This is a genomic window from Bradyrhizobium sp. STM 3561 (assembly GCF_045571455.1).
In the GTDB taxonomy this organism is placed as follows: domain Bacteria; phylum Pseudomonadota; class Alphaproteobacteria; order Rhizobiales; family Xanthobacteraceae; genus Bradyrhizobium; species Bradyrhizobium vignae.
The window spans coordinates 2,740,136-2,765,301 of the sequence record NZ_CP120695.1; the positions used below are offsets into that span (position 1 = coordinate 2,740,136).

29 protein-coding genes and 2 pseudogenes are annotated in these 25,166 nt (G+C 60.4%); 12 read left to right on the forward strand and 19 right to left on the reverse strand.

Annotated elements, in window-relative coordinates; translation table 11 throughout:
* Positions 1-15 precede the first annotated feature (15 nt).
* Together P6U28_RS12820 and P6U28_RS12825 are read left to right on the forward strand one after the other, a co-directional pair.
* Complete coding sequence (locus tag P6U28_RS12820) at positions 16-942, forward strand: Ku protein (protein ID WP_407122376.1); 927 nt, start codon at positions 16-18, stop codon at positions 940-942.
* A 167-nt stretch (positions 943-1,109) separates the two neighbouring features.
* Positions 1,110-1,307, forward strand: coding sequence for a hypothetical protein (locus tag P6U28_RS12825; RefSeq protein ID WP_407122377.1), 198 nt, complete (start codon positions 1,110-1,112; stop codon positions 1,305-1,307).
* A 20-nt stretch (positions 1,308-1,327) separates the two neighbouring features.
* Here the strand turns inward: P6U28_RS12825 and P6U28_RS12830 are convergent, their stop codons facing one another.
* The 5 genes and pseudogenes from P6U28_RS12830 to P6U28_RS12850 all read right to left on the reverse strand — a co-directional run bounded on the left by P6U28_RS12830 (position 1,328) and on the right by P6U28_RS12850 (position 4,794).
* The gene (locus tag P6U28_RS12830; RefSeq protein ID WP_407122378.1) at positions 1,328-2,500 is read right to left on the reverse strand and encodes an alpha/beta hydrolase family esterase; all 1,173 of its coding nucleotides are present in this window, start codon (positions 2,498-2,500) and stop codon (positions 1,328-1,330) included.
* 4 nt (positions 2,501-2,504) lie between these two features.
* Positions 2,505-2,924 carry a CopG family transcriptional regulator gene (locus P6U28_RS12835; protein ID WP_407122380.1) on the reverse strand — a complete coding sequence of 140 codons (420 nt, stop codon included), beginning with the start codon at positions 2,922-2,924 and terminating at the stop codon, positions 2,505-2,507.
* Between the two features lie 120 nt (positions 2,925-3,044).
* A pseudogene (locus tag P6U28_RS12840) lies at positions 3,045-3,297 on the reverse strand (hypothetical protein).
* Between the two features lie 128 nt (positions 3,298-3,425).
* A complete protein-coding gene (locus P6U28_RS12845; RefSeq protein WP_407122381.1) occupies positions 3,426-3,695 on the reverse strand; it encodes a hypothetical protein in 270 nt (89 codons plus the stop codon).
* Positions 3,696-4,056: 361 nt separating this feature from the next.
* Positions 4,057-4,794 (reverse strand): hypothetical protein, encoded by a 738-nt coding sequence (locus tag P6U28_RS12850; RefSeq protein WP_407122383.1) that lies wholly within the window; start codon positions 4,792-4,794, stop codon positions 4,057-4,059.
* A 674-nt stretch (positions 4,795-5,468) separates the two neighbouring features.
* Between P6U28_RS12850 and P6U28_RS12855 the strand changes: the two genes are divergently transcribed.
* Complete coding sequence (locus tag P6U28_RS12855; RefSeq protein WP_407122384.1) at positions 5,469-7,019, forward strand: anti-phage dCTP deaminase; 1,551 nt, start codon at positions 5,469-5,471, stop codon at positions 7,017-7,019.
* A 511-nt stretch (positions 7,020-7,530) separates the two neighbouring features.
* On the opposite strand, the gene P6U28_RS12860 is transcribed toward P6U28_RS12855, so the two are convergent.
* Positions 7,531-7,743 carry a hypothetical protein gene (locus P6U28_RS12860; RefSeq protein WP_407122385.1) on the reverse strand — a complete coding sequence of 71 codons (213 nt, stop codon included), beginning with the start codon at positions 7,741-7,743 and terminating at the stop codon, positions 7,531-7,533.
* Positions 7,744-7,821: 78 nt separating this feature from the next.
* Here P6U28_RS12860 and P6U28_RS12865 point away from each other — a divergent pair, with 78 nt between their 5' ends.
* From P6U28_RS12865 to P6U28_RS12880, 4 genes and pseudogenes are all read left to right on the forward strand, one after another.
* Positions 7,822-9,324, forward strand: a complete 1,503-nt coding sequence (locus tag P6U28_RS12865) for a hypothetical protein (RefSeq protein WP_407122387.1) — start codon at positions 7,822-7,824, stop codon at positions 9,322-9,324.
* 16 nt (positions 9,325-9,340) lie between these two features.
* Positions 9,341-9,571 (forward strand): hypothetical protein, encoded by a 231-nt coding sequence (locus P6U28_RS12870; RefSeq protein ID WP_407122388.1) that lies wholly within the window; start codon positions 9,341-9,343, stop codon positions 9,569-9,571.
* 23 nt (positions 9,572-9,594) lie between these two features.
* The gene (locus P6U28_RS12875) at positions 9,595-10,347 is read left to right on the forward strand and encodes a hypothetical protein (protein ID WP_407122389.1); all 753 of its coding nucleotides are present in this window, start codon (positions 9,595-9,597) and stop codon (positions 10,345-10,347) included.
* 234 nt (positions 10,348-10,581) lie between these two features.
* Positions 10,582-11,927: pseudogene (locus P6U28_RS12880) on the forward strand (IS5 family transposase).
* 17 nt (positions 11,928-11,944) lie between these two features.
* On the opposite strand, the gene P6U28_RS12885 reads toward P6U28_RS12880, so the two are convergent.
* Both P6U28_RS12885 and P6U28_RS12890 read right to left on the reverse strand, forming a co-directional pair.
* Positions 11,945-12,343, reverse strand: a complete 399-nt coding sequence (locus tag P6U28_RS12885) for a hypothetical protein (protein WP_407122390.1) — start codon at positions 12,341-12,343, stop codon at positions 11,945-11,947.
* A 523-nt stretch (positions 12,344-12,866) separates the two neighbouring features.
* Positions 12,867-13,094: a hypothetical protein gene (locus P6U28_RS12890; RefSeq protein WP_407123219.1), complete on the reverse strand. Its 228-nt coding sequence runs from the start codon at positions 13,092-13,094 to the stop codon at positions 12,867-12,869.
* Between P6U28_RS12890 and P6U28_RS12895 the strand changes: the two genes are divergently transcribed.
* A complete protein-coding gene (locus P6U28_RS12895; RefSeq protein ID WP_407123062.1) occupies positions 13,041-13,286 on the forward strand; it encodes a DUF2934 domain-containing protein in 246 nt (81 codons plus the stop codon). The genes P6U28_RS12890 and P6U28_RS12895 overlap by 54 nt on opposite strands.
* 83 nt (positions 13,287-13,369) lie before the next feature.
* Here the strand turns inward: P6U28_RS12895 and P6U28_RS12900 are convergent, their stop codons facing one another.
* From P6U28_RS12900 to P6U28_RS12945, 10 genes are all read right to left on the reverse strand, one after another.
* Positions 13,370-14,077, reverse strand: coding sequence for a hypothetical protein (locus P6U28_RS12900; protein WP_407122392.1), 708 nt, complete (start codon positions 14,075-14,077; stop codon positions 13,370-13,372).
* Complete coding sequence (locus tag P6U28_RS12905) at positions 14,074-14,523, reverse strand: hypothetical protein (RefSeq protein WP_407122393.1); 450 nt, start codon at positions 14,521-14,523, stop codon at positions 14,074-14,076. Before P6U28_RS12905 ends, P6U28_RS12900 begins: the two co-directional genes overlap by 4 nt.
* 360 nt (positions 14,524-14,883) lie before the next feature.
* Entirely contained in the window at positions 14,884-15,060 is a 177-nt protein-coding gene (locus P6U28_RS12910) for a hypothetical protein (RefSeq protein WP_407122394.1), read from the reverse strand.
* Between the two features lie 52 nt (positions 15,061-15,112).
* The gene (locus tag P6U28_RS12915; protein WP_407122395.1) at positions 15,113-15,577 is read right to left on the reverse strand and encodes a hypothetical protein; all 465 of its coding nucleotides are present in this window, start codon (positions 15,575-15,577) and stop codon (positions 15,113-15,115) included.
* Between the two features lie 74 nt (positions 15,578-15,651).
* Positions 15,652-16,053 (reverse strand): hypothetical protein, encoded by a 402-nt coding sequence (locus P6U28_RS12920; RefSeq protein ID WP_407122396.1) that lies wholly within the window; start codon positions 16,051-16,053, stop codon positions 15,652-15,654.
* A gap of 367 nt (positions 16,054-16,420) precedes the next feature.
* Entirely contained in the window at positions 16,421-18,826 is a 2,406-nt protein-coding gene (locus P6U28_RS12925; RefSeq protein ID WP_407122397.1) for a DUF3987 domain-containing protein, read from the reverse strand.
* Between the two features lie 151 nt (positions 18,827-18,977).
* Complete coding sequence (locus P6U28_RS12930) at positions 18,978-19,178, reverse strand: AlpA family transcriptional regulator (protein ID WP_126257766.1); 201 nt, start codon at positions 19,176-19,178, stop codon at positions 18,978-18,980.
* 201 nt (positions 19,179-19,379) lie between these two features.
* Positions 19,380-20,765 (reverse strand): tyrosine-type recombinase/integrase, encoded by a 1,386-nt coding sequence (locus tag P6U28_RS12935; RefSeq protein WP_407122399.1) that lies wholly within the window; start codon positions 20,763-20,765, stop codon positions 19,380-19,382.
* Positions 20,766-21,001: 236 nt separating this feature from the next.
* Positions 21,002-21,223 (reverse strand): RNA-binding protein, encoded by a 222-nt coding sequence (locus P6U28_RS12940; RefSeq protein ID WP_122403332.1) that lies wholly within the window; start codon positions 21,221-21,223, stop codon positions 21,002-21,004.
* Positions 21,224-21,498: 275 nt separating this feature from the next.
* On the reverse strand, positions 21,499-21,732 hold the full coding sequence (locus P6U28_RS12945; protein WP_129144829.1) for a hypothetical protein: 234 nt from the start codon (positions 21,730-21,732) through the stop codon (positions 21,499-21,501).
* 260 nt (positions 21,733-21,992) lie between these two features.
* On the opposite strand from P6U28_RS12945, the gene P6U28_RS12950 reads away from it, so the two are divergent.
* On the forward strand, positions 21,993-22,187 hold the full coding sequence (locus tag P6U28_RS12950) for a hypothetical protein (protein WP_122403331.1): 195 nt from the start codon (positions 21,993-21,995) through the stop codon (positions 22,185-22,187).
* 12 nt (positions 22,188-22,199) lie between these two features.
* Here the strand turns inward: P6U28_RS12950 and P6U28_RS12955 are convergent, their stop codons facing one another.
* Complete coding sequence (locus tag P6U28_RS12955) at positions 22,200-23,372, reverse strand: OpgC domain-containing protein (RefSeq protein WP_122403330.1); 1,173 nt, start codon at positions 23,370-23,372, stop codon at positions 22,200-22,202.
* 255 nt (positions 23,373-23,627) lie between these two features.
* Here P6U28_RS12955 and P6U28_RS12960 point away from each other — a divergent pair, with 255 nt between their 5' ends.
* From P6U28_RS12960 to P6U28_RS12970, 3 genes are all read left to right on the forward strand, one after another.
* Positions 23,628-23,933, forward strand: coding sequence for an ETC complex I subunit (locus tag P6U28_RS12960; RefSeq protein ID WP_129144831.1), 306 nt, complete (start codon positions 23,628-23,630; stop codon positions 23,931-23,933).
* 154 nt (positions 23,934-24,087) lie between these two features.
* Complete coding sequence (locus P6U28_RS12965; protein ID WP_122403328.1) at positions 24,088-24,582, forward strand: Lrp/AsnC family transcriptional regulator; 495 nt, start codon at positions 24,088-24,090, stop codon at positions 24,580-24,582.
* 154 nt (positions 24,583-24,736) lie between these two features.
* Complete coding sequence (locus tag P6U28_RS12970) at positions 24,737-25,099, forward strand: DUF3551 domain-containing protein (RefSeq protein ID WP_244607655.1); 363 nt, start codon at positions 24,737-24,739, stop codon at positions 25,097-25,099.
* Positions 25,100-25,166 lie beyond the last annotated feature (67 nt).

The following is a 25,166-nucleotide window of genomic DNA, read 5'->3' on the forward strand; positions in this document are numbered from 1 at the left end:
GGGAGTTCTGCGTACATGGCGCCCCGAGCCAACTGGAAAGGGTTTCTGAGACTCTCGCTCGTCACGTGCCCAGTGGCGCTCTACCCGGCGACGTCGGAGAGCGAGAAGATCAGCTTCAACCAGCTCAACCGGCAGACCGGCCATCGCATCAAATACTTGAAGGTGGACGCGGACACCGGCGACGAGGTGCCGAACGAGGACATCGTCAAGGGCTACGAGCTCGACAAGGGCCAGTACATCGAGGTGAGCAAGGAGGAGCTCGAGGAGATCGCGCTGGAGTCGACGCGCACCATCGAGATCGACGAGTTCGTCGACAAATCGGAAATCGATCCGCGGTACCTGATCCGGCCTTACTACATCCGGCCCGACGGCAAGGTCGGGCACGACGCCTTCGCCGTGATCCGCGAGACCATCCACGAGATGAACAAGGTGGCCATCGGCCGGGTGGTGCTGACCAACCGCGAGCACATCATCGCGCTCGAGCCGATGGACAAGGGTCTCGTCGGCACGCTGCTGCGCTATCCGTACGAGGTGCGTAGCGAGGCCGAGTATTTTGACGAGATCCAGGACGTGAAGGTCACCAAGGACATGCTCGACCTGGCGAAGCATATCATGGACCAGAAGGCAGGCCGGTTCGACCCGGAGAAGTTCGAAGACCACTATGAGACCGCGCTGATCGACCTCATCAACCAGAAGCGCGCCGGCAAATCGATCACGCCCAAGTCGAAGCCCGCGGCGACCAACGTCGTCGACCTGATGGAGGCGCTGCGCCGATCCGTCGGCAAGGAGGCCGCGCCGGCGAAGACTGCCAACCTGCCCAAGAAGCCGCGCAAGGCGGCAGCCGGCCATAAGGAGATGCTGATGCCGATCGAGGGCAAGAAGCCGGCGAAGGAGGCGGCAGCCAAGAAGCCGGCCGCCAAGCCGCAGCGAAAGTCGGCCTGATACGCGTGCGAGCACGTGAACGGATTGGAACTAAGGGCTTCGGGAGGCGTCGAATCTCCGCCCCCGGCACTTCCCCCAAAGCCCCGCCGGGGGAAAACCTACATTAGGTTGGCGGTCCGAATGCGCAGTTATAGCGCAAGGACCGTTTGCGCCTGGAGGAGGGAGCAATGAGTAATCGCAGATCGGACCGGAGAGCGCCGACGGCGGCTGAGCGGGAAGCTCGAAAGGTGTTTCGAGATACAGGCGCCAAGGTGCCGGCCTCGGAGTATGAGCGGGACCAACAGGCATTCCATGCGAACCGGGAGCGCCTGAAGGCGGAGCGGCTGGCTCGCGAGGCGGCCGTCGAACACAAGCCCAAGACCTGATCGTTGCGTCCGCAGTGACGCTAGTTTCGTCTCTGCTGCAGCGAATGTTCGAGAAAGAAACGCAGCATCTCCCTCGTCGCATCCGGTCCGTCCGGATCGGTGTAGGATCCGGCGGGGCTGCCTCCCGACCATGCGTGTCCGGCTCCGTGGATTTCCCAGTGTTCGAGGATTCCGCGCCCGCCGGCGTCGGTGTGTACCGTGCGAGTGTAGGCATGCCCTCCAGGTACCCGCCCGCGATGCACCTTCGCCTTCGTGCGGGATCCGCCGAGCGACTGTCGGGCGATCCGAGCGCCGTTCTCGGAATGCACCGTGGTGTCGCGATCGCCGTGGAAGACGATTGTCGGCACGGGCGGGCCGTCGCCCGGCATTGCCTCAGGTCCGCCGCCTTGCTTCATGGCCATCAGCGCGGAGGGAAGGTCGCTGGCTACTCCGCAGGCCAGTCCGGAATGAATGCCGATCGCTGCGTACAGATCGCCGTACGTCGATCCCATGACGGCCGCGGCCGCGGCCCCGGCGGACAGTCCGGCGACGTAGACGCGTTCCGAATCGACCGAATGGTCGCGCATGATCTGGCGGGTGATGCCGGCGATGAGCGAGGGCTCGCCTCCGCCGCGCTGCTGATCGGCCGGCCGAAACCAATTCCAGCATTTCGCCTGGTTCGCTTCCGCCCGCTGCGCGGGATAGGCGACGAAGCAGGTCTGTTCTTCGGCGATGAAGTTCATCCGCGTGCCAGCGGCGAAATCCTCCGGCGACTGCGTGCAGCCGTGGAGCATGACCACCAGCGGAATGGCCTGGCCATGATAGCCGCGCGGGATGAAGAGGCGGTAGGCGCGGCTTCCCGCGGCATTTGCGTAGACGCCTTCGACGAACCTGGCGCCGTCCGGCACGATGTCCGCCATGGAAGGCGGCGCACGCCTCAGGGCTCCTCCCAGTCCGAGCCCGTGGAGGTTTTTGGCGATATCCACTGCCGGCTGAGCCGCCCGACGCGGACGCCTCGTCTCGGCGGCGTTCGCCTTGGCGTCGATGGTCGGCGGCTCTCTTCCTGCAGCAAGGGCGGGGTGGCCGGCCATCCGTGCGGTAGCGCCCCGCTCTTTCTCGCCCCGAAGCATGCGCTGAAGCAGCGCGGTGGCCTCGACCAGTTGGCCCGAGCGCGTGAGGCGTGTGGCTTCGCGAATGATGTCCTGGTTCAACATGACCTTACCTCGTCCTGTCGGCGAGCGCGGACTTGACCGCCGGACTGGCATGCAGGGCGCCCAGCACAGAGACCGATGCAATCGTCGCGCGGGCCAGCTCGGGCGTGACGTCCGGCGCGATGGTGGCGAGACCCAGAACATTGATGTGCAGCATCTCGCCCGCCCGCCGCGCCGCCTCGAGATCCTCGCGGCTGTAATTTCGCAAGCCCAGGTCCAGGCTCTTTCGCGCCGTGGACTGCTTGACCACGTCGGCATGGCGTTCGAGCTGGTTGCGGATCGCGGTCCGGATGAAATCCGTACGGTTCGAGTAGAAGCCTTCCTGCACCATCAAATCGACCTGACCGAGATCGACAAAACCAAGATTGATCGTGATTTTTTCCGTGTCGGAAGGCTTTGGTCGAATTTCGTGAACGTTGCCCGGCATCACTTCACCATTCTGTCAGCCATCCGATTGGATGGTATATGGATGGGCAGACTTGGGCGTCAGGGGGGGGGGACGATCCCGGCACAGGGCTGGATATCTCGAATCCAGACGCGCTGCCGTCTAGTCGGACTCCCTCGAGCACTCCGGGCAGGTGTCGCCGATCGATTTTAGGACATCGCGGACTTCGGCTACGGAAGATGCCCGGCGGCGGATCCCGACGTGCCATATCGAGGGCGCGCTCGCGCGTGCGGGTCGGCGCGGTCCTGCATCCAGTCGTGCTCCTCGCATTCGTGGATGCCGCCCCCTGCAGCACGCTGGTCGCCCATCCGCGCAGCGTCCGGATCGCCGGTCGTCTTTCCTTCGTCATCAGCATCGAGATCGCTCCTGCCGGAACGAATCCTTCCGCCCTCCTACTCGTCCCGAGCGGTTGGCACAGAGCAGGGATTAGCAAATGTAGAGGGCAGACCTTGTCCACCGATTCCGGGACAGGTCTGTGGACAGCTATCGTTCGGATTTCATGAGGTGCCACGGAAGCACGAGCACTACATTAATCTCGCGATCGAGGATCTTCGAGGCGATGATCGAAATGTGCAACGCGAACTCGTCCTCCATCTCTGCCGCCGTATCCTCATCTCGTGCGTAGACGTAGAGAATGTCGCCATCCACTTCATCGAACCGGACGGCCCGGAAGAGCCGGTCGAACCGGTCTGCACCCACGATCAGGGCCATACGAGCAGCTATCGCCTGATCGTGGACATCAGTGACCATCATAGCGGAGCGCGCCTCGTAGTTGACTGCCGAGTTGGCGAGCAATGCCGGAACACTAGTTCACCTTCGGCAATATGCCTGATAATCCGACACTGCGCTTTCGAAGTCATTTTGCGCGGAGCGCAAGCGGCGAAACTCAGAAGAGCAATCGTCTGACCCGCTGCTCGAGCTCAGGCATCGAGTGTATCGCCTTAGATAACTTTCGATGTCGCTCAATGCCGAGTTGTACGAGGAAATCGCGCTGCTGCAGTCAGCTTTGGCGGGCTTCATAGACGCGCAAATCAAGAGCCCTGCTGCAACGATGATCGAGAGAGGTTTGGGCCGCCGCTCACGACGCGCCTTTCGCCGGACGATGTTCATTTGGCTAAACTCCCGGCGGCCCCTGAGCGACGTCAATGACATGGCGGTCAGGCCCAACGGTGATCACTATTGTGTAGCTCTTTTGAGCTCCGCCCTGGTCGGTCGGCGGCGCCAGGTGCAGTTGGCCTCCGTACCATTCGCCAGGCAGCAGCGTATTGTCCTTGATCACCGCTTGCTCGAGCACAGCCATATTGCGCTGGCCCGTTTCTATTGTGGCGGAGATCATCGCATCGTTCTGCGCAGCCGCGTTGCCCTGAGCGATTGCCGCCGCGGTCGGGCTGTAGAACGTGCCCGTTCGTCCGCTCGGCGTGGTGTAGCTGCCGTATCCGGCGCGGGAGGCGCTGTATGCGTTCGCGCCGGCCGCCACTCCCGTGAGGAGAGCAGCCGCAACCTGGCGATTCTTCTCCTCCTGGACCAGCATCTCGTAGGTGACGATCTTCATTTCGAAGTCGGAGCCCGCGGCGTGCTGTATCGCCTCGACTTGTCCCACCCGAAACTCGACAGGCTGCCGGCTCAGGTTATTGATGCCGACCACGAATACGGGCCGGCCGTTCGCTTGTAGCTGCCGCGCTGCCGGCCGAACGAGGACCAGGGAGCTCTTCTGTCGAGAGACGAGGGCTGGCTGTCCATCCCTCATGAGAGCTTGTTGCTGCGGGTTGGAGATCTTGAACGAGACTGTCTCGCCGGCCGTCATGCAGCCAGCCAGCGTGGCGCAGGCCGCCGCCACCATGAAAATGCGCATACTGAAATCCCCCCGTCGAAAGGGCTTATGCAAGCGCAACTTACGCGCGAGGGCAAGATCAGTTTGCGCTGGGTCGGTCGCTGCCCTCAGTCAAAAGGTCTAGGTTCGCAACTCGGCAGCCTGGGGTTCGCTTTATGCGCACCCCAGCGAAGGGGGCCGAAAGGGGGGGCAGGATCGGCCGTTTGTCCGATTCTGGGGAGCCCGGCAGGGAATAGGCTGCCTGGAAATCCCAATTTTCTCGTGGACGGCGGTCGCGTCGAGTCTGATCGAATGCATCGCCGGCGCCGCGCCGCGAACCTGAAAGCCGCAACGGGGTTGGATTGCCGGTCCTTGATCGCGCTTGTCGAGAACGACATCACGGCCATAGCGGCTCTGGAGAGCGTGTCGGGGCTGGGCGGGCTAGCGGAATCTGTGCCGCTAATGGTATTATAGTAGAGAACTCTTTAGCTTGACGTTGGCGGAGTGTAGTGGACCGACGCGGCGCGTCCGAAATGAAAATTCTTTTGCTCCGACCAACACTTAGCCGGATTTCAGGGCATCAGGATTTTCCCAAAGGTAACGGCTGGGGTAACGCATTGGTGGGCGTTGTGCCCATAAAAGGGTGACGTGCGACTAGACAAATCGGCGGTTGCATAATTATCCCTTGCTTGTTTTCGTTTTAGACGGGGGGCGAGTTGTCGGAGCAAGCTAGGGACCTGCTGTCTGTGGAGCAGGGTGGCGCCACCCTCGCCAAAAAGATTAGCGATCGCGATTCTCAGGAATTGGTAGTTGCATTGGTCGGACCGGTCGGGTCCGGCGTGAGTACCTCGGCGCGATTGATCAAAGAGGTACTCGCCACCGAATACAGCTATGACGTTGAGGTCATCAAGCAAAGTACGATCATCGCTCGCGAAGCCAGTCGCGTTGGTTTGACCAACGTGCCGCAAACACCATTGAGCGCTTACATCGATGCCATGCAAAGCGCCGGCAATTCACTGCGGGAGAAGTTCGGCCCCAATTATCTTGCTGAAAAGACGGTTGAGCAGATTGTGAGGCATCGCCGTTCGAAGGGCGGCCAGGTCGATGGCAACGTGCAACCAGGGCGACGCGCCTATATCATCGATTCTATCAAGAACGTCGACGAGCTGTCGGTGCTCCGCAGCATTTATCGCGACGCTCTTTGCCTCTTCGGAGTGTTTGCACCTGATGCAATTCGACAGCAGCGGCTAAAAGATAATGGCGCCTTGGAGGGAGAAGTTACTCGGCTGATAGATAGAGATCTCGGGGAGAAGGGGACGTTCGGGCAAATGACCCGGAAGGTCTTTTCCTTCGCAGATTTCTACGTTTGCAATGATCAGAAGATCGAAGAGTTGCGCCGGAAGTTATCTCGATTCCTTGAGCTAATTTTCGACATTGGCGTTCACACTCCTACACAGGAAGAAGCCGCAATGACCAAGGCCATGATGGCCGGGGCCGGCTCTGCGTGCATGTCACGCCAAGTAGGAGCGGCTATCGTTTCTGCGGGCGGAGAATTGATCGCGACCGGATGGAACGATGTGCCGAAGTACGGCGGTGGTCTGTATACGGAGAATGATCAATCCGTTTGGGACGGCTCGGCGCTTCAAGATCGAGACCGGCGCTGTTTCAAATGGGGAGGGTGCATCTGCCACAATGAGACGATGCGCACGGGCATCATGGAGGGCATCGTCTCCAGAGTATGGAACTCGAAATTGCTCAGAAAGGGAGTGACCCAGAGCCAGGTTCGCGCTGTCCTCACTGAGACCGACGTGGATGATCTGACGGAATACTCCCGATCAATCCACGCTGAGATGGAGGCCATCCTGTCTGTGGCGCGGGAGGGCAAGCATTCTCTGGTCGGCGCGACGCTCTATTCCACTGTCTATCCCTGCCACAACTGCGCTCGTCACATCGTTGCTGCCGGTATTAAGGACGTCATCTACATTCATCCCTATCGGAAAAGCAAAGCCATTCGTCTGCATCACGACGCGATTTCGGAAGAGCCGGCCGATCGAGAAAACCGGGTTCTGTTTCGCCAGTATGATGGTGTTGCGCCCAGCAACTTCTTGAAATGTTTCAACGCGACTCGCGACCGCAAAGACAATGGCGCCTTCGTTAAAAAAGCGTCAACGTCCGCCACCCCGATTTTCAAGATCCCGCTAGATGCGCAGATCGACTACGAATCTAAAGTTATTGCCGATTTGGCCAACAAGGAGCATAATGGGTAAAATTTCCGAGTCTTGGGGGATACCGGATGTCAAGGCGTGGTGACAATTCGGATGGTAATCAGTTTGACCTCAATCTTCAGATTTCAGAGTCGGAACGACGGTCAGCGACGGTCGTAAGATTCGTCGATAGCGAGACTCGGTTGATCCGTCAGGAAGCTATTGAGCGGCTTCGGCAGACCGGCATATTCGAAGTTCCAAAGATCTTTGGCTGACCACTAAACCAGCAACTCGCTGCGCGTGATCTCGTGCCCCTGCGTCGCCACTAAGTCATCGGGAGCCCCTACGCGCGGCGTAGGGCGTGCGGCCGGCCTCAGAAATCTTCCGCTTGAAGTCCTTCAGTTCTTCCTTTAGCGCCGTGGCGTCGTTGGCGGCCGCAGCGATGCGCAGTTCTCCGCTGTGTGAGTGCGCTTCGAGGTTCGAGATCAGCAAGCCCTTGGGAACGTGCCAGGCCGGCGGGCAGGTCGAGATGGTCCGCCAATCTGTTGCTCCTCAAGCGAGCGCTGAAAAACCTCTACTCAGAAAAAGTGTTGAGCCGACCGTGCTTCAGGCCGCGAATGTACCCGCGCGACACGCGCTCTTCCATCTCCCGCTCTAAGAACTCATTCGCAATCAACAGCGCCTTCACAGCTTCGCGCACGTCACCACCGCACGCTGCGATTGCCTGATCGGCAGCTTCCTCCAACGCCTGCTCATCTGTTGGTAGACTAGCTACGGCTTCAGACATGGGAGAAAACCAACGCAATGAGTCTGGTCGATGTTCTCATTACGTTCTATACAAGTCAAGGTTTATCGGAAAGCTCGTATGCCGCGCATGAAGCCGACTGTCGCCCGAACATTCGCGCCAATTCATTTTGAAGATTTAGACCCGCATCGGTTCGAAGACTTAGTGCGGGAGTTGATCTACGATTTTCGCGATTGGCGGAGCATCGAAGCTACCGGACGTGGCGGAAACGATGACGGATTTGACATTCGAGCGTTCGAGAAGGTCACTTCCATTTCATCGCATGAGGACGGCGAGGAAGTCTCCGAAGAGCTGCATCACCCAATGGACGGCCCCCGGTGGATGATTCAAGGGAAGAGGGAAAAGGTTCTCACTCCATCTGACGTGAGGAAAATTCTGCAAGATGTTGATCAAAGCGATCCACCCTACGGATACATCCTTGTTGCTTCCGCTAACTTTTCGAAGAAGTCCTACGACACCTTTCGAGAAGAGCTTCGCGCCAAAGGTGTGATGGAATTCTACATGTGGGGGAGGGCCGAACTGGAGGACATGCTGCATCAGCCGAAGAATGATCGCATCCTTTTCACGTTCTTCGGCATATCGCTCGTTTCGCGGCGTCGTTCTCGTATGACCGAAGTCCGATCCACCATCAACACAAAAAACAAGCTCTACAAGCTGTTGGGCGGACCGTCCGCAGGGCTCGGACGGAATGTCTTGCTTCGAGATATCAACGATAAGAACTATCCGGACGAGAGCGAATATGCTGACTTCAAAAAATGGCCCGGGTGGGTTGAAAGAACCGTGTCTCGTCACCATCCAACGGGCCTGGTCGTCGAGTTTCGCGAATGTTACGCCTTCGCCGATAGGCGAAAAAAGCAGTGGGACTACACTGAATATGCCGACCTGTTGGCTTTTCGTCGGATGAGCCTCTCTGATGACGAGCGGAGGCTAGAGGCCGACCGACAGAGCGCGGTGGCGGCAGTTTGGGATTTTCTTCCCCTGGCCCAGCAGGCAAAATTCACCGTTGATGCCCTCCTGCCATACGCTGACATCCTATTGGTGGATGGCGAGGGCGACGAACGCCACTCCTGCCCACATCTCTACTTAGACTTCACCGGGCGGACTCTTTATTCGGGATTCTTTAGCCGCCTTGCTGTCAGAGGCGAAGAAATCGAGATCGATGATAGTTGGTCCCGCGTTGAGTTCTTCCCGAAAACGTTTCCCAAGCAGCCCGCAAGCGCCCGCGTCTACTTCCCCGACAGTGTCAGCCTCGACGCCGATACGGCGAGAGACTTTAGAGACTTCCGAGACCCCATAAATCGGCTGTTCGCCGTTGACGACCGGTTTGCCGGGGTTTGTCCACGGACAGTTATCGCCATTAGTGAAGCCATCAGAAAAAAGGATGAAGCGGAACTCTTGCTAGAGGTGCGAAATGTTCATAAAGGGCCGTTCGGCCAGTATCTAAACGACTTTTGGGATAAACACCGGATTCGAATTGCGGCGGAGAGACAGATCGGCCGCGAGGTTTCTGGCTCGGAGGACGTGACTATCCTCGAAGTTCAACGGACCTATCGGGAAACGTAGGCGGGGTTGAGCGACAATGAAGCTCGTTGCGGCGCTGGTGATGGCTACACTCGTTGCGACCATTGTTTGGCTCGCGGCGGCGGTCGTGAGGCTTGAGAATTATCATTACGCGAATTTTCTCGGCGCGTGTTCGCAGTTCAATATCAAAGATCCTCGCGAGCGAATTGAGCGCGAGGCTTGTCTTGAGCAAGCCGAAACGCGCACAAGCTGGGCTTGGCATCTCTTGTATGGTTTGAAAATTCTGTAATCGGCTTAGTGTCTGGAAAGTTCGTGAGCTACATCAGCCCCGATCAGATCGCAAAAATTATGGAGCTGTTCGGCCAAATTGAGCCGAAGTACAATCAATTGCTGTTTAGGTTTGCTCACCGCCGATACGGCAACGAGCGCGCCGCAGAGTATGCGCAACACGGGTACTCACGGCGGCTCGGAACATTGAAGCGGTGTATAGAAAACGTCTTTGCGCTCATCGCGCCCGATATGAGCGACGTTCCCGAGCGGAATGTCCTGTACGATGCACAGATTAACATCCAGGCGTTCTACGCAAACGTATACGGCAGCATCGATAATTTGGCTTGGCTGTGGGTTTTCGAGCGTGGCCTAGAGGCCAGCATACCCCGAAACCGGGTAGGCTTCCGTGCGAAGAATACTGAACTGCGCCGGACCCTGAGCGATGGTTTTCGGGGTTATCTCGAAGGGCTCGATACTTGGCTCGAATATCTGATTGAGTACAGGGATGCGCTCGCGCATCGAATTCCACTCTACATCCCGCCCGGAAACGTGCCGAGGAAACACTTGGACGAATTCAACAAGCTTGAACGTCAAATCAATGAAGCGCTTTATGTGCGAGGAGATGGTTTTGAGTATGATCGTCTTAGAATTGAGCAGCAGAGGTTGTTGGCCTTTCAACCTCTCATCACACATTCTGTCAATGAGACGACCGGTATGCCCATTTTTCACGCCCAAATGTTAACCGACTTCATTACCGTCGAGGAGGTGGGATACAAGATGTTGGAAGAGCTATAGCTGGGCGCGCATCAGGACCAGTTCTTCGACAAGAGTCCATTTTACGTTTAGGGCCCCGACTATCGAGTCATCCGTGAAGAGCGGCTAAGCGATTGAGCTGGAATCGCATTTGTGGTTGCGGGGTGTTTTAGGATTGCAGGGTTTTGATGCTTCGGGCATCGGAACCTTGCAATTTCATTTTCAGGATTCCGTCGAATCGCCAGACATGATTCGGTGGCCGCATCGGAGGTGGCGATGCGACCGAAGAAGCACAGGACGACGGGATCGGGCGATCTGTTCCGGGCCAGGCTGGACCAGATCATCAACATGAAGCACGAGCTGGTTCAGCTCGCTGGCAAGGTCGATTGGGACTGGATCGACGGCGAGATCGCGCCGCTCTACAGCGAGAACGGCCGGCCCGGCATCGCGACCCGCTTCGTGATCGGGCTGCTGCTGCTCAAGCACATTTACGGCCTGTCCGATGAGGGGGTCTGCGAGCGCTGGGTCCACGACCCATATTTCCAGTACTTCACCGGCGAAGAGTTCTTCCAGCACGCCTTCCCGCACGAGCGCTCGGACCTGAGCCACTGGCGCAAGCGGCTCGGCGACAAGCTGGAACTGCTGCTGGCCGAGAGCCTGCGGGTGGCGCACGAGGCCGGCGCGTTACGCGGCCAAGACCTCAAGCGGGTCACAGTCGATACCACGGTGCAGCCAAAGGCCATCACCTTCCCGACCGATGCCAAGCTGCTGCACGCGGCGATCAAGGGCTCAACCGTCTGGCGAGGAAGCACGGGATCAGGCTGCGGCAGTCCTATCTTCGCGTCGCCAAGACCGCGGCCATGATGGCTTCCCGCTACGCCCATGCCAAGCAATTCAAACGGCATCAGCGGCAGTTGCGCATCCTGCGCAGCCGGCTGGGCCGGATCATCCGCGATATCGGCCGCAAGATCGAAGGTCGAGCTGTGCTCGAGAACGCCTTCGCCCTGCCGCTCAGCCGGGCCGCGCAGATCCGCTCGCAGCAGCAGCGCCAGCGCGGCTGGAAGCTGTATTCCTTCCATGCTCCGGAGGTCGAGTGCATCGGCAAGGGCAAAGCAGCCGCGCCTTACGAGTTCGGTGTCAAAGCCTCCATCGTCACCAACAACCGCCGTGCTCCCGGCGGCCTGTTCGTGCTGCACGCCAGGGCGCTACCCGATAACCCGTACGACGGTCACACCCTGCGGGACGTCATCGACCGCACCGAGACACTCACCGGCTGTCCGATCGAGCGGGCCTATGTCGACAAGGGATACCGCGGCCATGACGCGCAGAACCCGCGCCGTGTCTTCATCTCCGGCCAGAAGCGCGGCGTCTTCGGTATCATCAAGCGCGAGCTGCGCCGCCGCTCCGCCATCGAACCCGTCATCGGACACCTGAAGGCCGATGGTCACCTCGGCCGCTGCTACCTCAAAGGCCGCGCCGGCGATGCCGCCAACGTCATCCTCTCTGCCGTCGGTCACAACTTCCGCCGCATCCTCGCCTGGCTGAGGGTTCTTTGGTGCCTCTTCCTGGCCACCCTCATCGCAGCCATCAGCGACCGCTCACCGCTGCAATCGGCTTCTTAACGGACGACTATCGAAGCTCAAAGCAGCGGCTTCGCAGGCAAGCAGTGGCCGTAGTGCACAATTCCGGTCTTATCGTTGATGGAGAAGTGCTCCTCAAACGCGCCCGACATGCGGTCGATTTTGTAGACGTACACCATTTTCATGTTCTGAGCGGCACGCGAGCACGTGCCAGATATCTGCATATCGTCGCCGTTAGCTAAGAACTCATAGCAGGGAGCCTTCGTGGTTCGCACCTGCACATTTAGCGGTTGTCCCACGGGCAACATGTACGTTGCTTTCAGGGAAAACTCGCCTGTCGTTCCGCTCTTCTGGCCTTGATCATGAACCGTGTATTCGTACTTGCAGACGGCAGATATCTCTTGCGCGTAAGCGGCGGGAGCGAACGACAAAGCCACGATAACGAATAGAGGCCGCATGATTTAGCGTGGCTCGCTCGTGCTGTTTTCGGAACGTCCCCCGGCAAGGGTGCGAGCCCGCTGCATCGTGCGGGAATAAAAGTCTTCACGCTCACGGCGAACCCGCTCTTGATGCGCTCTGAAGTTTTGAACGCGCTTAGCGATGTGCTCCCGCTCAGAGGTGTCGCAACTCAGGGGAGCGGCTGTCGAGGAGGGTGCTTCCGCCAGAGCGGGCTTCGCCGGTGCAATCATGACCTTTGACTGCTCTACGGGCCCTTGCCGGTTCGTGGCTGTGCGTTCGACAAGGTCGGCAGCTTCGCGAACGAGCGCTTCCAGTTCTCTTTTCCAGTCCATTTGCTTGGCTCCCTGGGGCCCAGTGTGGAACGGCCAGGGATAGCGGTCAAATGGTCTTGTGAACGACTGTCCTGCCAGGGTTAACCACGGCGACGCTCGCATGCGGCAGTCCCTTGGCCTTCGAAGTTAACGCGGGCAACCCCAAGCTCTGGGGTAGTCGGCCCGGCGTGCTTTGGAGATCTGGAACCGCTCACGGCGGCTCGTGTTTGGTTCGCAATAGAATGCCGCTCCACGTCGAAATCGTTCCGACCGGGAAGTGTTCAAAAGGATAAGCAAACTGCGTGCTGACTGTGCGGAGTGCGTTATGGATTATCTGCCCGAACTTCAGCACCTTGAGCATCAGCTCGACTTGGCGCATCGGGCCATGCGGCGCATAACCGATAGAGAGACCGTGCAGCGCCTTCAGGCGTTCGCCCACGAGATCGGCGAGAGGTTACGCGGGCTGCAAGCGGCAGCCCGCGAAGAAGTGATAAGAAGACGGGCGTACGATTTGTGGCAGACCGCAGGGCGGCCGGAGGGCAGGGACTTGGATTTCTGGCTTAGCGCGGAGCGGGAGTTTCTACGGGTCAACGGCTACCAACCCATACGTTCCGGCGCCGACGGGGGGTAGGTCGTGGAGAAAATCAGAAGTCGCCTAAATATTAATATTTTCAATTAGGTAGGGCGGACACCCCTTTCCGCCGCGACGAAGCATCAATCGTCCTTGTCTCTCGACGAAAGGAGTGGCGGCAGCTTCGGCTTCGGGGGCCGCTTCTTCGGATCCTTGCGGTTGAAGTGCCCGCGCGTCGGTATTGGGATCATGTAGCGCTTGCAGAGGCCGCGCAGTGCTGTCTCGGTGATGCCGAGGTCGGCGCCCGCGCGAATCATGGTTTTGCTCCACACGAGGTCGCGGAGCTTCGCTCTGCTTATCTTGACCTGCGTGCCGCGAATGCTGACATCGATACCGCGGGTCCTCGAGGGCCGTTTGATCCCATGCTTCCGCTCGAATGCCTTGGTCGCCCGGTCTTCCATCCTTGATCGGTAACGCGCCAGGCGCTCGGGGTAGGGATATGGAAACGGCGCGCACGCCTTCTTCAGCTTGTAACACCGGCGGGCCCAGGATTGCTGCTCTTGATCGTCGAACGGATAGAAAGGCAGGTCGACTGAGCGGGCCCAGGGGGCACCGGCTGGCATGTAGGCCGGCTGTTGGAGGTCGAAGTCCCACCACAGGACGTCAGAGAGCCGGGTACGTTGCTCCCGAGAGGCTAGCCGGTCGATCGTCTCAGCGCAGTACCGCGGCTCGCCGGTCCCGGCGACTGGCGCTACGATGCCGACGTTGAGGAGCTCCTCGAGCTCGTACGCCTTAAGCTTGAGCCGCTCGAGGACCTCGCTCGCTTCGCAAAGGCGAGGAGCGGTGATCATCGCGCTCCGCCCCCGGCGGCAACGCGCGTCAATCTGATCGGGCGGTGGGCAAAGCTCGTGTTGAAGTAGCCCTTAGGCGGTGTCGGCACTTCGAAAAGTTTGCAGATGCGCATGAGCACATGCTTCTTCAGCCCGAGGCGACCTGCGACCTCTGCCAGCGGCGCGTTCCAAACCCGCAGGCCTAGTTCACTCCGTGAAACGCCGGTGTACTTGATGACCTCTTCGTTCCGAAGAGCAGCAAGACGCTCGATCATTTGTTCGGCATAGGCCGCGGCCAGCATCGCCTTCTTGATTTCGGGCGAGACATCGTGCGGCGCTTCAGGCCGCGCCGTCGCCGGCGGGTCCCCAGGCTGTTGGTCGGCGGCGGCGGCCGACGGATGTGGCGGGAGTTGATGGTCGTCTGCGAACAGCGTTGTGGTGTCGAGGTCTTCCAGCTCATTGCGCATGCCTTGCTCTCCGTGAGCCCCAGCATGCGTTTGGGATCACCGAAACTGAGCTCGGTCAAATGTGAGAGTTTGTCGTCTTTGTCGACATTGTGCACTCAGCCTGCAATTTGAAGACTTCGTAGCGAGCGTGTCCGCATTTGTCGGGTCGGGAGCTATCGCAAAACTCGGCGGGCGGGGGCGAGGCACTCCGAATCAATCGATCACGATTGTCGATTTTGTTCGTTTTGGCGGTTTGAGAGGGGCGACTTCGTCGACCGAGGCTGGCTGTTCGTTCCGATCATGCAGGGTCCGGGGTACTTTCCGGCTGGCAGGCTCGATGAGATGACTTTTTGGTCGCGGGGGCTATCTGACCCACGCGCTCTAAACGCGATAACCCTGGCAGGCGAGCACCTCGCGCAGGAACGCCACTTTCTCTTTTTCGCTTCCCGGCCGACGCAGCACCTCGCGCACCTCATCGACTAGCCGCTCCAATCGCTCGACGTGCGCCTGCGTGGCGTCCCGCCGCCGGTCGCGTTCAACCTGGTCGATCGCGATCATGGCCACTCTTGCTCAGTTGCGGCACAAATGGCCAAGCTTTCCATTTCGAGCTTCACTGCCAGTTTCCTTTTGGCTGAGTTCTGACGCCGGCGGCAGCCGCAGCATGCAGCATCTTCTCGCGTCCAAAGAGATTGAACGGTTTGCCTTCACTCTCTTCGATCATGGTTTGCGCCTGCAGTCTCATGAACTCGTCGGCGTACTCACGCCCTTGAAGCTGGGCGATCACGTTGTATTGACGGTTTAGCTTTGCGATGAGGCGATCTCCGGACCAACGAACGATCGTTTGCTGTATGTGAACTATCCAATAGGCGACGGATAACGCTAAGCCGGCAGCAAGGGCCGAGAAAACGCCGGGGGTAAGCCAGGTGAGGGGCTTGCCGGGCGCACCAAACGCTGCGGCGGTCCAATCGGCAGCATTCGGCCACCACAGCATGGCGATTGCTGCGATCACTCCGAGCAACCCGATTGCGCTGGCAAATCCTAGGGTGAACACCGTGTAGAACTGACCGCGGGGCATCGAAACCTCCGTTCTGGGGCTCAACGCCAGATTGCCGTAGCTGGAAGGTCCCTGCAAGCCCGCCAGAAGGCCGCTCAGTCCAGATAGGAGGGCCGCTGGACGCGTTGCATAGCGACAAGGGCCCGCTGGACCGCACGCTCCCGACGGGCCGCCAGGCGGGCCGCCGGCGTCGGCTTCTTCAACCGGTTCTTCGGTCGCTTCTTACGGACCTGCTTGACCTTCTTTGCCTTCGTGACCGGGATCGGAACGCCCGGGGCATGGTGGAGCTCGCACCGCTTGTTCAGCTGTCCTTTGCGAATGCGCGTTTTGGTCGTGAGCGCCATAAACGTGCGCTTGCAACCGGGCTCGGCGCAGACCGATTGATAGCGGATCATCTCGACGTAGCGGCCGTTCTGGCACCAGTGATCCTTGGGACCCACAATCTGATACGGCCGGCCTCGAGACTTGAAGATGCGGCCAGGAGCGAAGCGGTTCATTGGGGCCTTCCTGAATTGTGGGCGCATGTCGGCGACGAGGGTGGACGCAAAAGCGGGCGCTAGCAGCTCGGCTGCGGTGAGTGGGCCAGCGGTGGGGGTGTCAGCGCTGTCAGCGGATTCCGCCTACACGGGCTCGGGGAGAAATAGAGGGAGGAGGGGGTAAAAAGCCTTGGTGTATCCGCGCGCGCAAGTGACACCGCTGACACCCCCACCCCTGGCGGGCGCTTTGAAGCGCTATTCCCGTCAGCGGTGTCAGCGCTTGTCAGCGCGGCGGGGTATCCGCCGTTCGCGGTATGGGGCCCCAAATCCGGAAGCATGTGCGCTGACAGCGTTGACACCCGCTGACAGCGCTGACGGGACCAAAAGATCATGCCGCGCCTCCCTTTGCCGCCCGCCGACTTGCGGCGGCGACTGCGATTTCACCGCGGACGGCGTCGCGACGTTCAGTTTCGGCCCGCCGGATGTCCTCGAAACGCCCGTCGTGGACGGCGGGATTGATCCGCCAGCTGGCGGGATCCGAGGTCACCATGTGGACCCAACCGTCGGTTTCAAGCTGGCCCATCACCGCCATCAGTTGTTTGGGATTTTTGCCGAGGCTGCGCGGCCGAGCCCTTTTCACCTCCCTGGCTGAAAGCCGCTTGAGGTTTCGAGTGAGAATGTAGCCGGCGACCCATCGCGCCTCGTGGTCGTGACCGGCGCCCTCTAGCACTGTGGTGTGGATGAACAGCGCGTGAGCGTAGAGAAACTCCTCGACGTAGCGCCGTGCCCTCCTGGCCGTTGCAGCTGAGATCAGATTGTCCGGAGGTAGTTCGATTGCTTCAGCGACGATGGCCCAGTCGATCAGGTGGAAGGCGAGGGCATACCGGCCGAATTCTGCGTCCGTCTTTGCCAACCAGGTCTTCAGTCCCGAGGGGATGTCAGGACGAGCCATCTCTCGCGCCTTGAACGCCTTGATCGCCCACAGCTCCTCTGCAGCCGCAGGGGCGAAGCGATAGGTTGCCTCGCCGAGTCCGGCGAGTGCCAAGGCCACGCGTGGGATGGCGGCCTCAATGGCCGGATCTTCGGCATTGTCCTCGCCAAGCCCCAGCTGTCGGATGGCGATCAGGGCGAAACGTTGCAACAGTCCGTCGGTCTCGAGATCGGGAGCCAGTCGCGCGATAAGATCGTCCTGGATGCCTCCGATGATTGAGACAGCCAGGTTGGGTGCTTCCACTGATCCTCGGCCCTGGCGATCGACGCGGTAAGGGGCGCCTTCTTTCGCCTCGAGCCAAAGCGCCCTGTCCTTGGAGCCCTTCGCCCGATAGGCGTCCATGCCACCAAGCCATCCGGAGAGCTCATCAGAATATTGGATCAGCGGAGCTATTTCGGGCGTTTCGGCCAGGCGCGTTACGATCGCCTCGGTGGTGCTGTCGTTCGAGATTTTGGAGCGCGACTTGGGTGTGGTCGGCTTCACCATGACGTCTGCCGGATGTCCGTCCGGCTCAGCAGGCTCCTCTGGCTTTTTCTTCTTTGAGGTTCTAGCCGAAAAGGCGAGCTCTGCCCGGTCGTAGTCGGCCATCTCCTTGGCGAATGCCGCCGACCAGGCTTTGTTGACGGGATTCGCGAAAGCAAGAGCCGCCTTCACGGCAGCGGACTTGGCTGACCCGGGATCACCGACGAGCGCAGTCCAAAGCACGCACAGCACGGACCACGAGCTTCGGTTCTGGAACATTTGCAACCGGTTGCTGGCCGGGATCAAAGAACCTACGACCGCGACGGCGGCGGCCGTGACTGCGTCGGAATTGACCCCGAGCGATCGCGCCCGATCTTTCCCGAACGCATTCAGGAACGGCGGGACGATCCCTTCAAGCATATTGCCAGGCGGCCTCTCCTGCTTCCAAAGGTCGGCCGGTTCGTCCCAATTTCCGGCGGGTGGTGGACGCGCGGCGATGTCGACGGCCTCAAATTCCGCCTCGGCGCACGCGATACCGGCGGGATCCTGCGCGTAAGTGTAGGCATTTCGAACCCGTGTCTCGATATGGTCGTAACTTTTGCCGTCGGCGCCCGGCCAATGTTCGACGATCAGCTCCAGGCACTTCTCCTGGCTGATGCCAAGACCGCGAACGTGGCAGGCCACGATGTAGGTACCGTGCGAGGGCGCGCCGCCGGCGAGATAAGCAATCGCGCGTTCGATGTTGAAGGGGGCATCCAATTCGACCAAAGGGATGTCCCGGTCAATTGCTGAACGCTCGCGAGGGCGGCCGCAAGCTGCGGCCCAGCCCTCTGGGAGTTCCGCGATTCCTTCCTGGTTCGCTAGATCGTATGCTTTTCCGTCGACTGTGCTGCCGCAACCGACGACATAGCCGCCGACACCTTTAACGTCGATGCCGGGTCCCAGCTTCGAGTTGCTGTTTCCAAGCGGCCATGGCGCGACAAAGTAGCGGTGCTCGCCACCAGAGGCCGTCCGGAAAGTTGTCGTCGCGGGTAGTTTGCCGAGCTGTTCCTCGAGCTCGGCGATCGACTGCATCCCCGGCTTTCCATCCTTAGTGTCGATATCGATGACAACGAGGAAGCCGTCCTGGAAGGGCATACCGGTGCGAATACCAATGTTTCGCGCGCGATTTTCTCCAGACCAATGCCGCTTGATGCGGGCGGGATCGCGACTTGCAACATCCTTCCAGTTTTCACGCAGCGCTGGCGTTTTTTGATTAGGCAGTAACGGAAAAACGTCGAACCCAAGCTCGGCAAGGCCAAGCGCGGTTCGTTGATTGTCAACGACGGTTGTGGTATCCATTTCTCAGGTTTTCAGTTTCTGGCCCCGTTCGACCGGCAAGTCGGCGGGGCCATTTGTTTGGCGCCCGACGCGGGGACGTGACTGTTTCGGCCCTCATTGTCTGGTGTTGTGAAATGCATGGCCGGTGGGATACGCGCGTGCGCGCGAAGTATCAGGCGGCCGCGGCTTCCGACGTTGATTTGCGCCGACGGCTCCACATCCAGGCATCCAAATCGACGACGTCGTACAACACGCGCCCGGGGACGGGGTTGAGAAACTCGGGTCCACCGCCCTTGACACGCAGACGTTCAAGCGTCGCTTTGGACAAGCGAACGTGGCGAGCGGCTTCAACTGTGGTGAGAAATTGAGACATGGCATGTTCCTTGGATGAGGGCGGTTGCCGCGGTTCAAGCCGTCTATCCAAGGAACGAGAGAAACAACGCGCTGCCCGAAGCGCGACACCTTGGCTTGAACACTAAAATGCTATCCCAGATTGTCAGGAAGTCAACGGCAACACGCAATAGCCTGCTGCCGTCGTTATCTGCGGCACCTGAATTGCTGCGCCCCGCTGGATTTAGCTGGCTACAGCGATTTGCTGCTCCTCGATGGGGACGACATTGTCACGATCAAAGACGATTTCAGGCCTAGAAAAATTGGGTTTGACGCCCACGATCTTGCGGAGCTCGGCCTCAAGGATTTCCGTAACCCGTCGCTTCTCCGGCAGCATGTCGTACTTGTCGTAGGTGGCCGTGACATCGCCCTCCAGGTGGTCAAGCAGCGCCTTAACGTCCTCGCGTTTGGCGCCCCCGCGGCGTGCGATCGTTGCGGCAGTGCGCCTGAGATCGTGCGGTGTGAAGTGGGCTAGGCCGAGATGCTCTCGGATGCCCTTGCGCGCCGGTCGTTTGCCTTTGCCCGGCCGGCCGTTCAAGGCTGCGGACAACGAGTCTCGGGTGATCGGCAATAGTGGTTGCTGCTGTGGTTCTGTACGGGTGCTGTTTGCTCCTTCATCGATGCCCGTCTCCGCCTGGGTCGACCAGGAACAGAAAACGGCCCCTTGATCGTCCCGCGTGATTGCCTCTCGGATGATGGCGACCGCCAATGCATTCAACGGGACAATCACTTCCCGACGCTTCTTTACCCGATGTTTTGGGATGTGGTACTGCGGATCCTCGCCTGTGAATCCAACCAGTTCCGGAATGAGCAAGCCCGCAGACTGGCCAGGCCGGACCATGGTGGCCAAGATGAAGCGGAGGGCGAGGGCGACCGCACGTCCGGCCGGCAACTCCGGATCATCCAGGCCCCACCACAAGGTCCGGATCTCCTCATCATTGAGGACGCGTTCACGGGCAGTTTCTTGGTAGCGCCGGCGCATGTCGGCTACCGGGTTGATCGATACATGCTTCCGCCCCGGCTCCTTAGCCCAGGAAAATAGGGTGTGCAGGATCGATTGCGTCCGGTTAGCGCCGACTGGCGCGGTGGCGCCGATCTCCTCGAGCAATTCGGCGACGTCGTCATCAGTGATTTCGGAGGCGATTCGGCGCTTCCACTTGGCCCGGGGCTTCTTCAGGTAGCCCTCATCGTTCTTCCAGCTCGATTTCCGCACCTTGGCATATTGGTCAAGGTAGAGCTGGGCGAGCTCGTCGAAAGTCAACCGGTCGCGCTTGGGCCGATTCGCTCGCTTCTCCGCGGCGGGGTCAGCGCCATTGGCAATGTTCCCCAGCAGGATCTTGGCTTGTGTGCGAGCTGCCTCTGGCGCCAGCTTGCCGACTGCAGCCACGGTGTAGCGCCGGACCGGCGCCGTACGGCCGGTTCCCGCCCGGTAGACAATAATGAACGACTTGGCCCCGGTGGGGCGGACGCGCACCCCAAACCCGGGAAGCTTCGCGTCCCATACCGTGTATTCGGACGCCTGCTTTTCCAGGCCGTCAACCAGGCTCTTCGTGATGGTTTGACCGCTCATTTGCCCTCCGGGAAGCACGGGGGAAGCACCGCGGTGCCAATCACAGCAGGCGCCTGATACCGGATGGTTATGGCGTGGCCGGTTTTCCTCGCGACGTTAGGGCGCGTGAGGGGGGCTGAGGGTAGGTGAGGGAATAGCTGGTATGTTTTGGGTACTGCAGGTCGTTGGTTCGAATCCAGCTGCCCCGACCAGTCCCTAGGTTGAGCGCCACGTCCGTTCCTCGGAGGCGCACATCCTCAAGACAGCATCCAACCGACGATGCGCCAGGCGATCCAGGCGAGAGCGCAGATCCACCCCAGCATCACCAATCCGGCCACGCCTATCCCGCAGATGGCGAACAGGGAGCTTCCAGCCTCCGGCGTGTCGGTCACATTCTCCTGGATCTCGATCTGACCCACCGCCTCGCTCCCACTTGTGGGTTGCTGGTGATGGATCTCTGCTGGTTCGCGAAAATTCACGGCCGCGCTCCGGCTCGAGTGGATTTGGGCATGCGGGAAAAAGTGGCAACTCGTATCTCGGGGATAGGTTGCGAGGTGAGGGCCAGAAAGGCGCCCGCCCGGGATTTTTCACGTCCTGCCGTCCGCTTCGCGCGGCATCAGCAAAGCCGCATCGAACCTTTGCGCGTCGCCATAGACATATCTGCATTGGGGATTTCAGCGCCCAATGTCTAAACGGACGCCGCCAAGCGATGATATTCCGCTTGCGCGGCGTTGCGCTTTTCCGGCCGCGCTGGTCAGCTCGACGCGTGCCAGCCGGGCGGAAACGGGACGAAGGACCAGACCGCCTGGTTGTCGTTGGCGGCTTGCGGCGGCTCCTGTGACGGCGTTCTCACGATCGGCGCGGGCGCCATTCGCAACGCGAGGCGCAGGCGTGCACATTGCAATTTCATTGTCGTTGTTCCCCGCAAATCAACTTTTTTTGCAAACGTCCGATTGCTGGCAAAGCCCGACGTCAGCTCGAAAATCACCGTGCGCTGAAATAGCGCGCTCGTTCTCAAATCACGTATATTCTAGAAAAGCCGGCGCCGGCTTTCAACCGATCGCGCCGATCCATCCCAAGAAGTAAGGTTGATCGGTTAGGTTAAAGGCGAGCGGCTGTTGCGGCCGCTTGGGTGGCTGTTATCAGCTCGGACCCGGCTCGCGATGGGCCGCCCTTCTGTGCGACCACAGATCATGGTTCGTCGCAGCGCGCGTATCAGTTGAGTTCTGCGCCAGCGAGTTCTGTCCCATGTCTTTTGATCTTGACCTCAAGACCGTCGGCCCGCAGTCGAGCTGGACGGAGATCTGGCACCTCTGGACCGTGATCGTGCCGCGCCGCTCCATCAATGGGCAGTTCGTTGTCGGCAAGGTCTGGCGCCGCCACGACGGCCGCGAATGGATCTACAAGAAATTCACGGAGTTCGACGGCGAAGAGGCGGCGTAGGGGCCGCCTCTCTCAGGCCGCCTTCGCCTCTGCGGCCGGCTTGGCCGGTGGCGGCTTCAGCGGCTTGTCCTGCTTCTTCGACCACGAGATGTAATAGGCCACCGTCGTCATGATCGCGATCCCGGCGATGCTGACGAAAATCTGCGCGAGCAGCGAGCCCGAACTCATCGACAGCTCGAAATGGCCGACGAAGGACAGGAACACGCCGACGCAGAACACGGCGAGCGACTGCTGGCCGCACACGATCAAGGGGTCGAACACCCTCCACTCCAGTCCCGGCCACTCCTTCGGCACGAAGCGGATCACCAGGATCACGATCACCACGAAATGGAGGAAGCGGTACGGTGCAAGATTGGTCTTGTCGTTGGGGTTGAAGGCCGCGAACAGCCATTCCGGGAGCATGCCGCCAAGAGCGGGGAAGCGGCCGGCCATGGTCATGACCAGCGCGAACAAGAGATAGCCGAGGCAGGCCCACAGGGTGATTGGCGAATTGATCAGCGCCATCGAGCGCCGGGCCCCGCCCATCGCGCACCAGGCGCCGAACACGAACAGCACCTGCCAGCAATAGGGGTTGAAGTACCACTGGCCGGCCGGATAGGCGTTCAGATTCCAGCCGAAGTGGCGCGCGGCGAGCCACAGCACGATCGACAGCGCCATCGTCAGGTCGGGCTTGCGCAGCATGAACCACAGCACCGGCGGAAACAGGCCCATCAGCACGATGTAGAGCGGCAGCACGTCGAGATTGAGCGGCTTGAAGCGCAGGAACAGGCCCTGGCGCAGCGTCTCGGTGGCATTGTCGACGAGGCCGGCGACGTTGAACTCGTTGATCATCTCGGAATCGCCGAAGCGCAGCGCGAGATAGCTGATCGAGGCGATGTAGATCACGAACAGGATGATGTGGGCGACATAAAGCTGCCAGACCCGCTTGGTCAGCCGCGTGGCGCCGACGACGAAGCCGCGCTCCAGCATCATCCGCGCGTAGACGAAGGAGGCGGTATAGCCGGAGATGAAGACGAACAGATCGGCCGCGTCGGAAAAGCCGTAGTTGCGGGTCGTGATCCAGTTCACGACATTGTCGGGGATATGGTCGAGAAAGATCGCCCAGTTCGCGACACCGCGAAACAGGTCGAGCCTGAGATCACGGCCCTTTTCAGGGAGCGTGGCGTTGATGTTCAGGAAGGCCATGCGACGGGAGCTTTCGAAGGGGACGGATACGCTGGTGTCGGCGAGGCGGTGCCGCCGGGCGGGATGCCGGCGCCGGAGGCGGGTACGCAATTGTCACGGTGCAGCATAATGACTATACCGTTGGTGAGGGTGCCGGGGAGCCGGAATCACCGATCAGTTCCCGATCGGTGTCTCTATACTATCCCCGAGATTTCCACCAACTGCCACCGTGACGCATCGAAATCGAACGAAAAGACGAAGAGGCCCGGACCAGCCATGACCGCACGCATTTTCAAGCCCGCCAAGAACGCGATGCAATCCGGCCGGTCGAAGACGAAGGAATGGCAGCTCGACTATGAGCCGGAGCAGCCGCGCTCGGTCGAGCCGCTGATGGGTTGGACCTCGTCGAGCGACATGAAGCAGCAGATCACGCTGCGCTTCCACTCCAAGGAAGAGGCTATCGCCTATTGCGAGCGCAAGGGCATCGCCTACCAGGTGGTCGAGCCGCAGGAGTCGATCCGCCGGCCGGTTGCCTATGCCGACAATTTCTCGTTCCGTCGCGGCGAGCCCTGGACGCATTGAGGGGCGGGCGGCCGCCGGCGGGACAAGCCCGGCTTGATGGCGGAGAGGCATTCCGCCCGTACGTGACAACGTCACATCGGTGGCCAGCACCCCTTGGCATCAATTCCGCTGCGTGCTTCGCTGGGGCCATGACGAGCTCATGGCGAGGCGGGGTATGGCGGGGCGTGACCAGCTCGACGGCGTCGATCTGAAGATACTATCCGAACTGCAGCAGGACGGGCGGGTGCGCAACAACGAGCTGGCACTGCGGGTCGGCGTGTCGGCGCCGAACTGCCTGCGGCGGCTGAAATCGCTGTTCAGCCGGGGCGTCATCCGGGCGGTGCGCGCCGTCATCGACGAGCGGTTGCTCGGCTATGAGGTGGTGTCGTTCGTCTCGATCCAGCTCGGCAGTCAGGCCCAGCCGGTGCTGGAGACGTTCGAGAGCTCGATCGCCGCGATCCCGCGCATCCAGCAGTGCTGGCGGATTTCGGGCGACACCGACTATCTCTTGAAATGCGTCGCGCCCAGCGTCGAGAGCATGCGCCAGCAGCTCCTGCATTTCGCCGCGATGCCGAACGTGAAGAACGTCCGCAGCTTCCCCGTGCTGGGCGTCGCGAAGGATGTGCCGCTGCCGTTGCAGGAAGTCGCGGTGGCGGCGCCGGCGGGATAGGGATCTCGAGACATCCGTACGGACCGCTCGGCATTTCACGCAATCCGAATTATTGTGCATGAGTTAGTCACCTAACTGTGACATGTGATTTGCGAAGCCCTGCAATGCGCTGAGCCGTGATTGTCGGGTCCCTGGGCCGGCCTAGATCCAAGGCGTGAACCTCCGCGTGCCTGGCATGCCGAGGACTTTTTTGTGGGACCCTGAAGCAGGAAAAGACACCATGACATCGATTTCGAGGGCGTTCGTCGCATCGGCCGCGACGCTGTTTGCATCTGCGTTTCTCATGATGACCGCCCCCGCAGCACAGGCCGAAGAATACTGCATCACCAACGGTGCTCAGGCGGCGCATGGCTGCGGCTATCCGACGATGGAAGCATGCCGGGCAGCGGCCGGCGGCATCGGCGGCATCTGCTCGCAGAGCGGCGCCTCCAAGACCTCGAACGACGCGTTCGCCTTGCAGCCGAAGCAGACTCAGTCGCGCAAGCTTCGGTCGGGTGGGCAGACCAATTCGAACTGACGCCTGAAATCTTGTCGAGCCCTGAAATGTCGCGGCCTCCGAGGCATCGCGGGGGCCGCAACTTTTT

Bases quoted from the DNA above. Each gene is read 5' to 3' on its own strand.
- P6U28_RS12820 (WP_407122376.1), top strand. From the start codon at position 16: ATGGCGCCCCGAGCCAACTGGAAAGGGTTTCTGAGACTCTCGCTCGTC.
- P6U28_RS12825 (WP_407122377.1), top strand. From the start codon at position 1,110: ATGAGTAATCGCAGATCGGACCGGAGAGCGCCGACGGCGGCTGAGCGG.
- P6U28_RS12830 (WP_407122378.1), bottom strand. From the start codon at position 2,500: ATGTTGAACCAGGACATCATTCGCGAAGCCACACGCCTCACGCGCTCG.
- P6U28_RS12835 (WP_407122380.1), bottom strand. From the start codon at position 2,924: ATGCCGGGCAACGTTCACGAAATTCGACCAAAGCCTTCCGACACGGAA.
- P6U28_RS12845 (WP_407122381.1), bottom strand. From the start codon at position 3,695: ATGATGGTCACTGATGTCCACGATCAGGCGATAGCTGCTCGTATGGCC.
- P6U28_RS12850 (WP_407122383.1), bottom strand. From the start codon at position 4,794: ATGCGCATTTTCATGGTGGCGGCGGCCTGCGCCACGCTGGCTGGCTGC.
- P6U28_RS12860 (WP_407122385.1), bottom strand. From the start codon at position 7,743: ATGTCTGAAGCCGTAGCTAGTCTACCAACAGATGAGCAGGCGTTGGAG.
- P6U28_RS12865 (WP_407122387.1), top strand. From the start codon at position 7,822: ATGCCGCGCATGAAGCCGACTGTCGCCCGAACATTCGCGCCAATTCAT.
- P6U28_RS12870 (WP_407122388.1), top strand. From the start codon at position 9,341: ATGAAGCTCGTTGCGGCGCTGGTGATGGCTACACTCGTTGCGACCATT.
- P6U28_RS12885 (WP_407122390.1), bottom strand. From the start codon at position 12,343: ATGCGGCCTCTATTCGTTATCGTGGCTTTGTCGTTCGCTCCCGCCGCT.
- P6U28_RS12895 (WP_407123062.1), top strand. From the start codon at position 13,041: ATGCGGCGCATAACCGATAGAGAGACCGTGCAGCGCCTTCAGGCGTTC.
- P6U28_RS12900 (WP_407122392.1), bottom strand. From the start codon at position 14,077: ATGATCACCGCTCCTCGCCTTTGCGAAGCGAGCGAGGTCCTCGAGCGG.
- P6U28_RS12905 (WP_407122393.1), bottom strand. From the start codon at position 14,523: ATGCGCAATGAGCTGGAAGACCTCGACACCACAACGCTGTTCGCAGAC.
- P6U28_RS12910 (WP_407122394.1), bottom strand. From the start codon at position 15,060: ATGATCGCGATCGACCAGGTTGAACGCGACCGGCGGCGGGACGCCACG.
- P6U28_RS12915 (WP_407122395.1), bottom strand. From the start codon at position 15,577: ATGCCCCGCGGTCAGTTCTACACGGTGTTCACCCTAGGATTTGCCAGC.
- P6U28_RS12920 (WP_407122396.1), bottom strand. From the start codon at position 16,053: ATGAACCGCTTCGCTCCTGGCCGCATCTTCAAGTCTCGAGGCCGGCCG.
- P6U28_RS12925 (WP_407122397.1), bottom strand. From the start codon at position 18,826: ATGGATACCACAACCGTCGTTGACAATCAACGAACCGCGCTTGGCCTT.
- P6U28_RS12930 (WP_126257766.1), bottom strand. From the start codon at position 19,178: ATGTCTCAATTTCTCACCACAGTTGAAGCCGCTCGCCACGTTCGCTTG.
- P6U28_RS12935 (WP_407122399.1), bottom strand. From the start codon at position 20,765: ATGAGCGGTCAAACCATCACGAAGAGCCTGGTTGACGGCCTGGAAAAG.
- P6U28_RS12950 (WP_122403331.1), top strand. From the start codon at position 21,993: ATGTCTTTTGATCTTGACCTCAAGACCGTCGGCCCGCAGTCGAGCTGG.
- P6U28_RS12955 (WP_122403330.1), bottom strand. From the start codon at position 23,372: ATGGCCTTCCTGAACATCAACGCCACGCTCCCTGAAAAGGGCCGTGAT.
- P6U28_RS12960 (WP_129144831.1), top strand. From the start codon at position 23,628: ATGACCGCACGCATTTTCAAGCCCGCCAAGAACGCGATGCAATCCGGC.
- P6U28_RS12965 (WP_122403328.1), top strand. From the start codon at position 24,088: ATGGCGGGGCGTGACCAGCTCGACGGCGTCGATCTGAAGATACTATCC.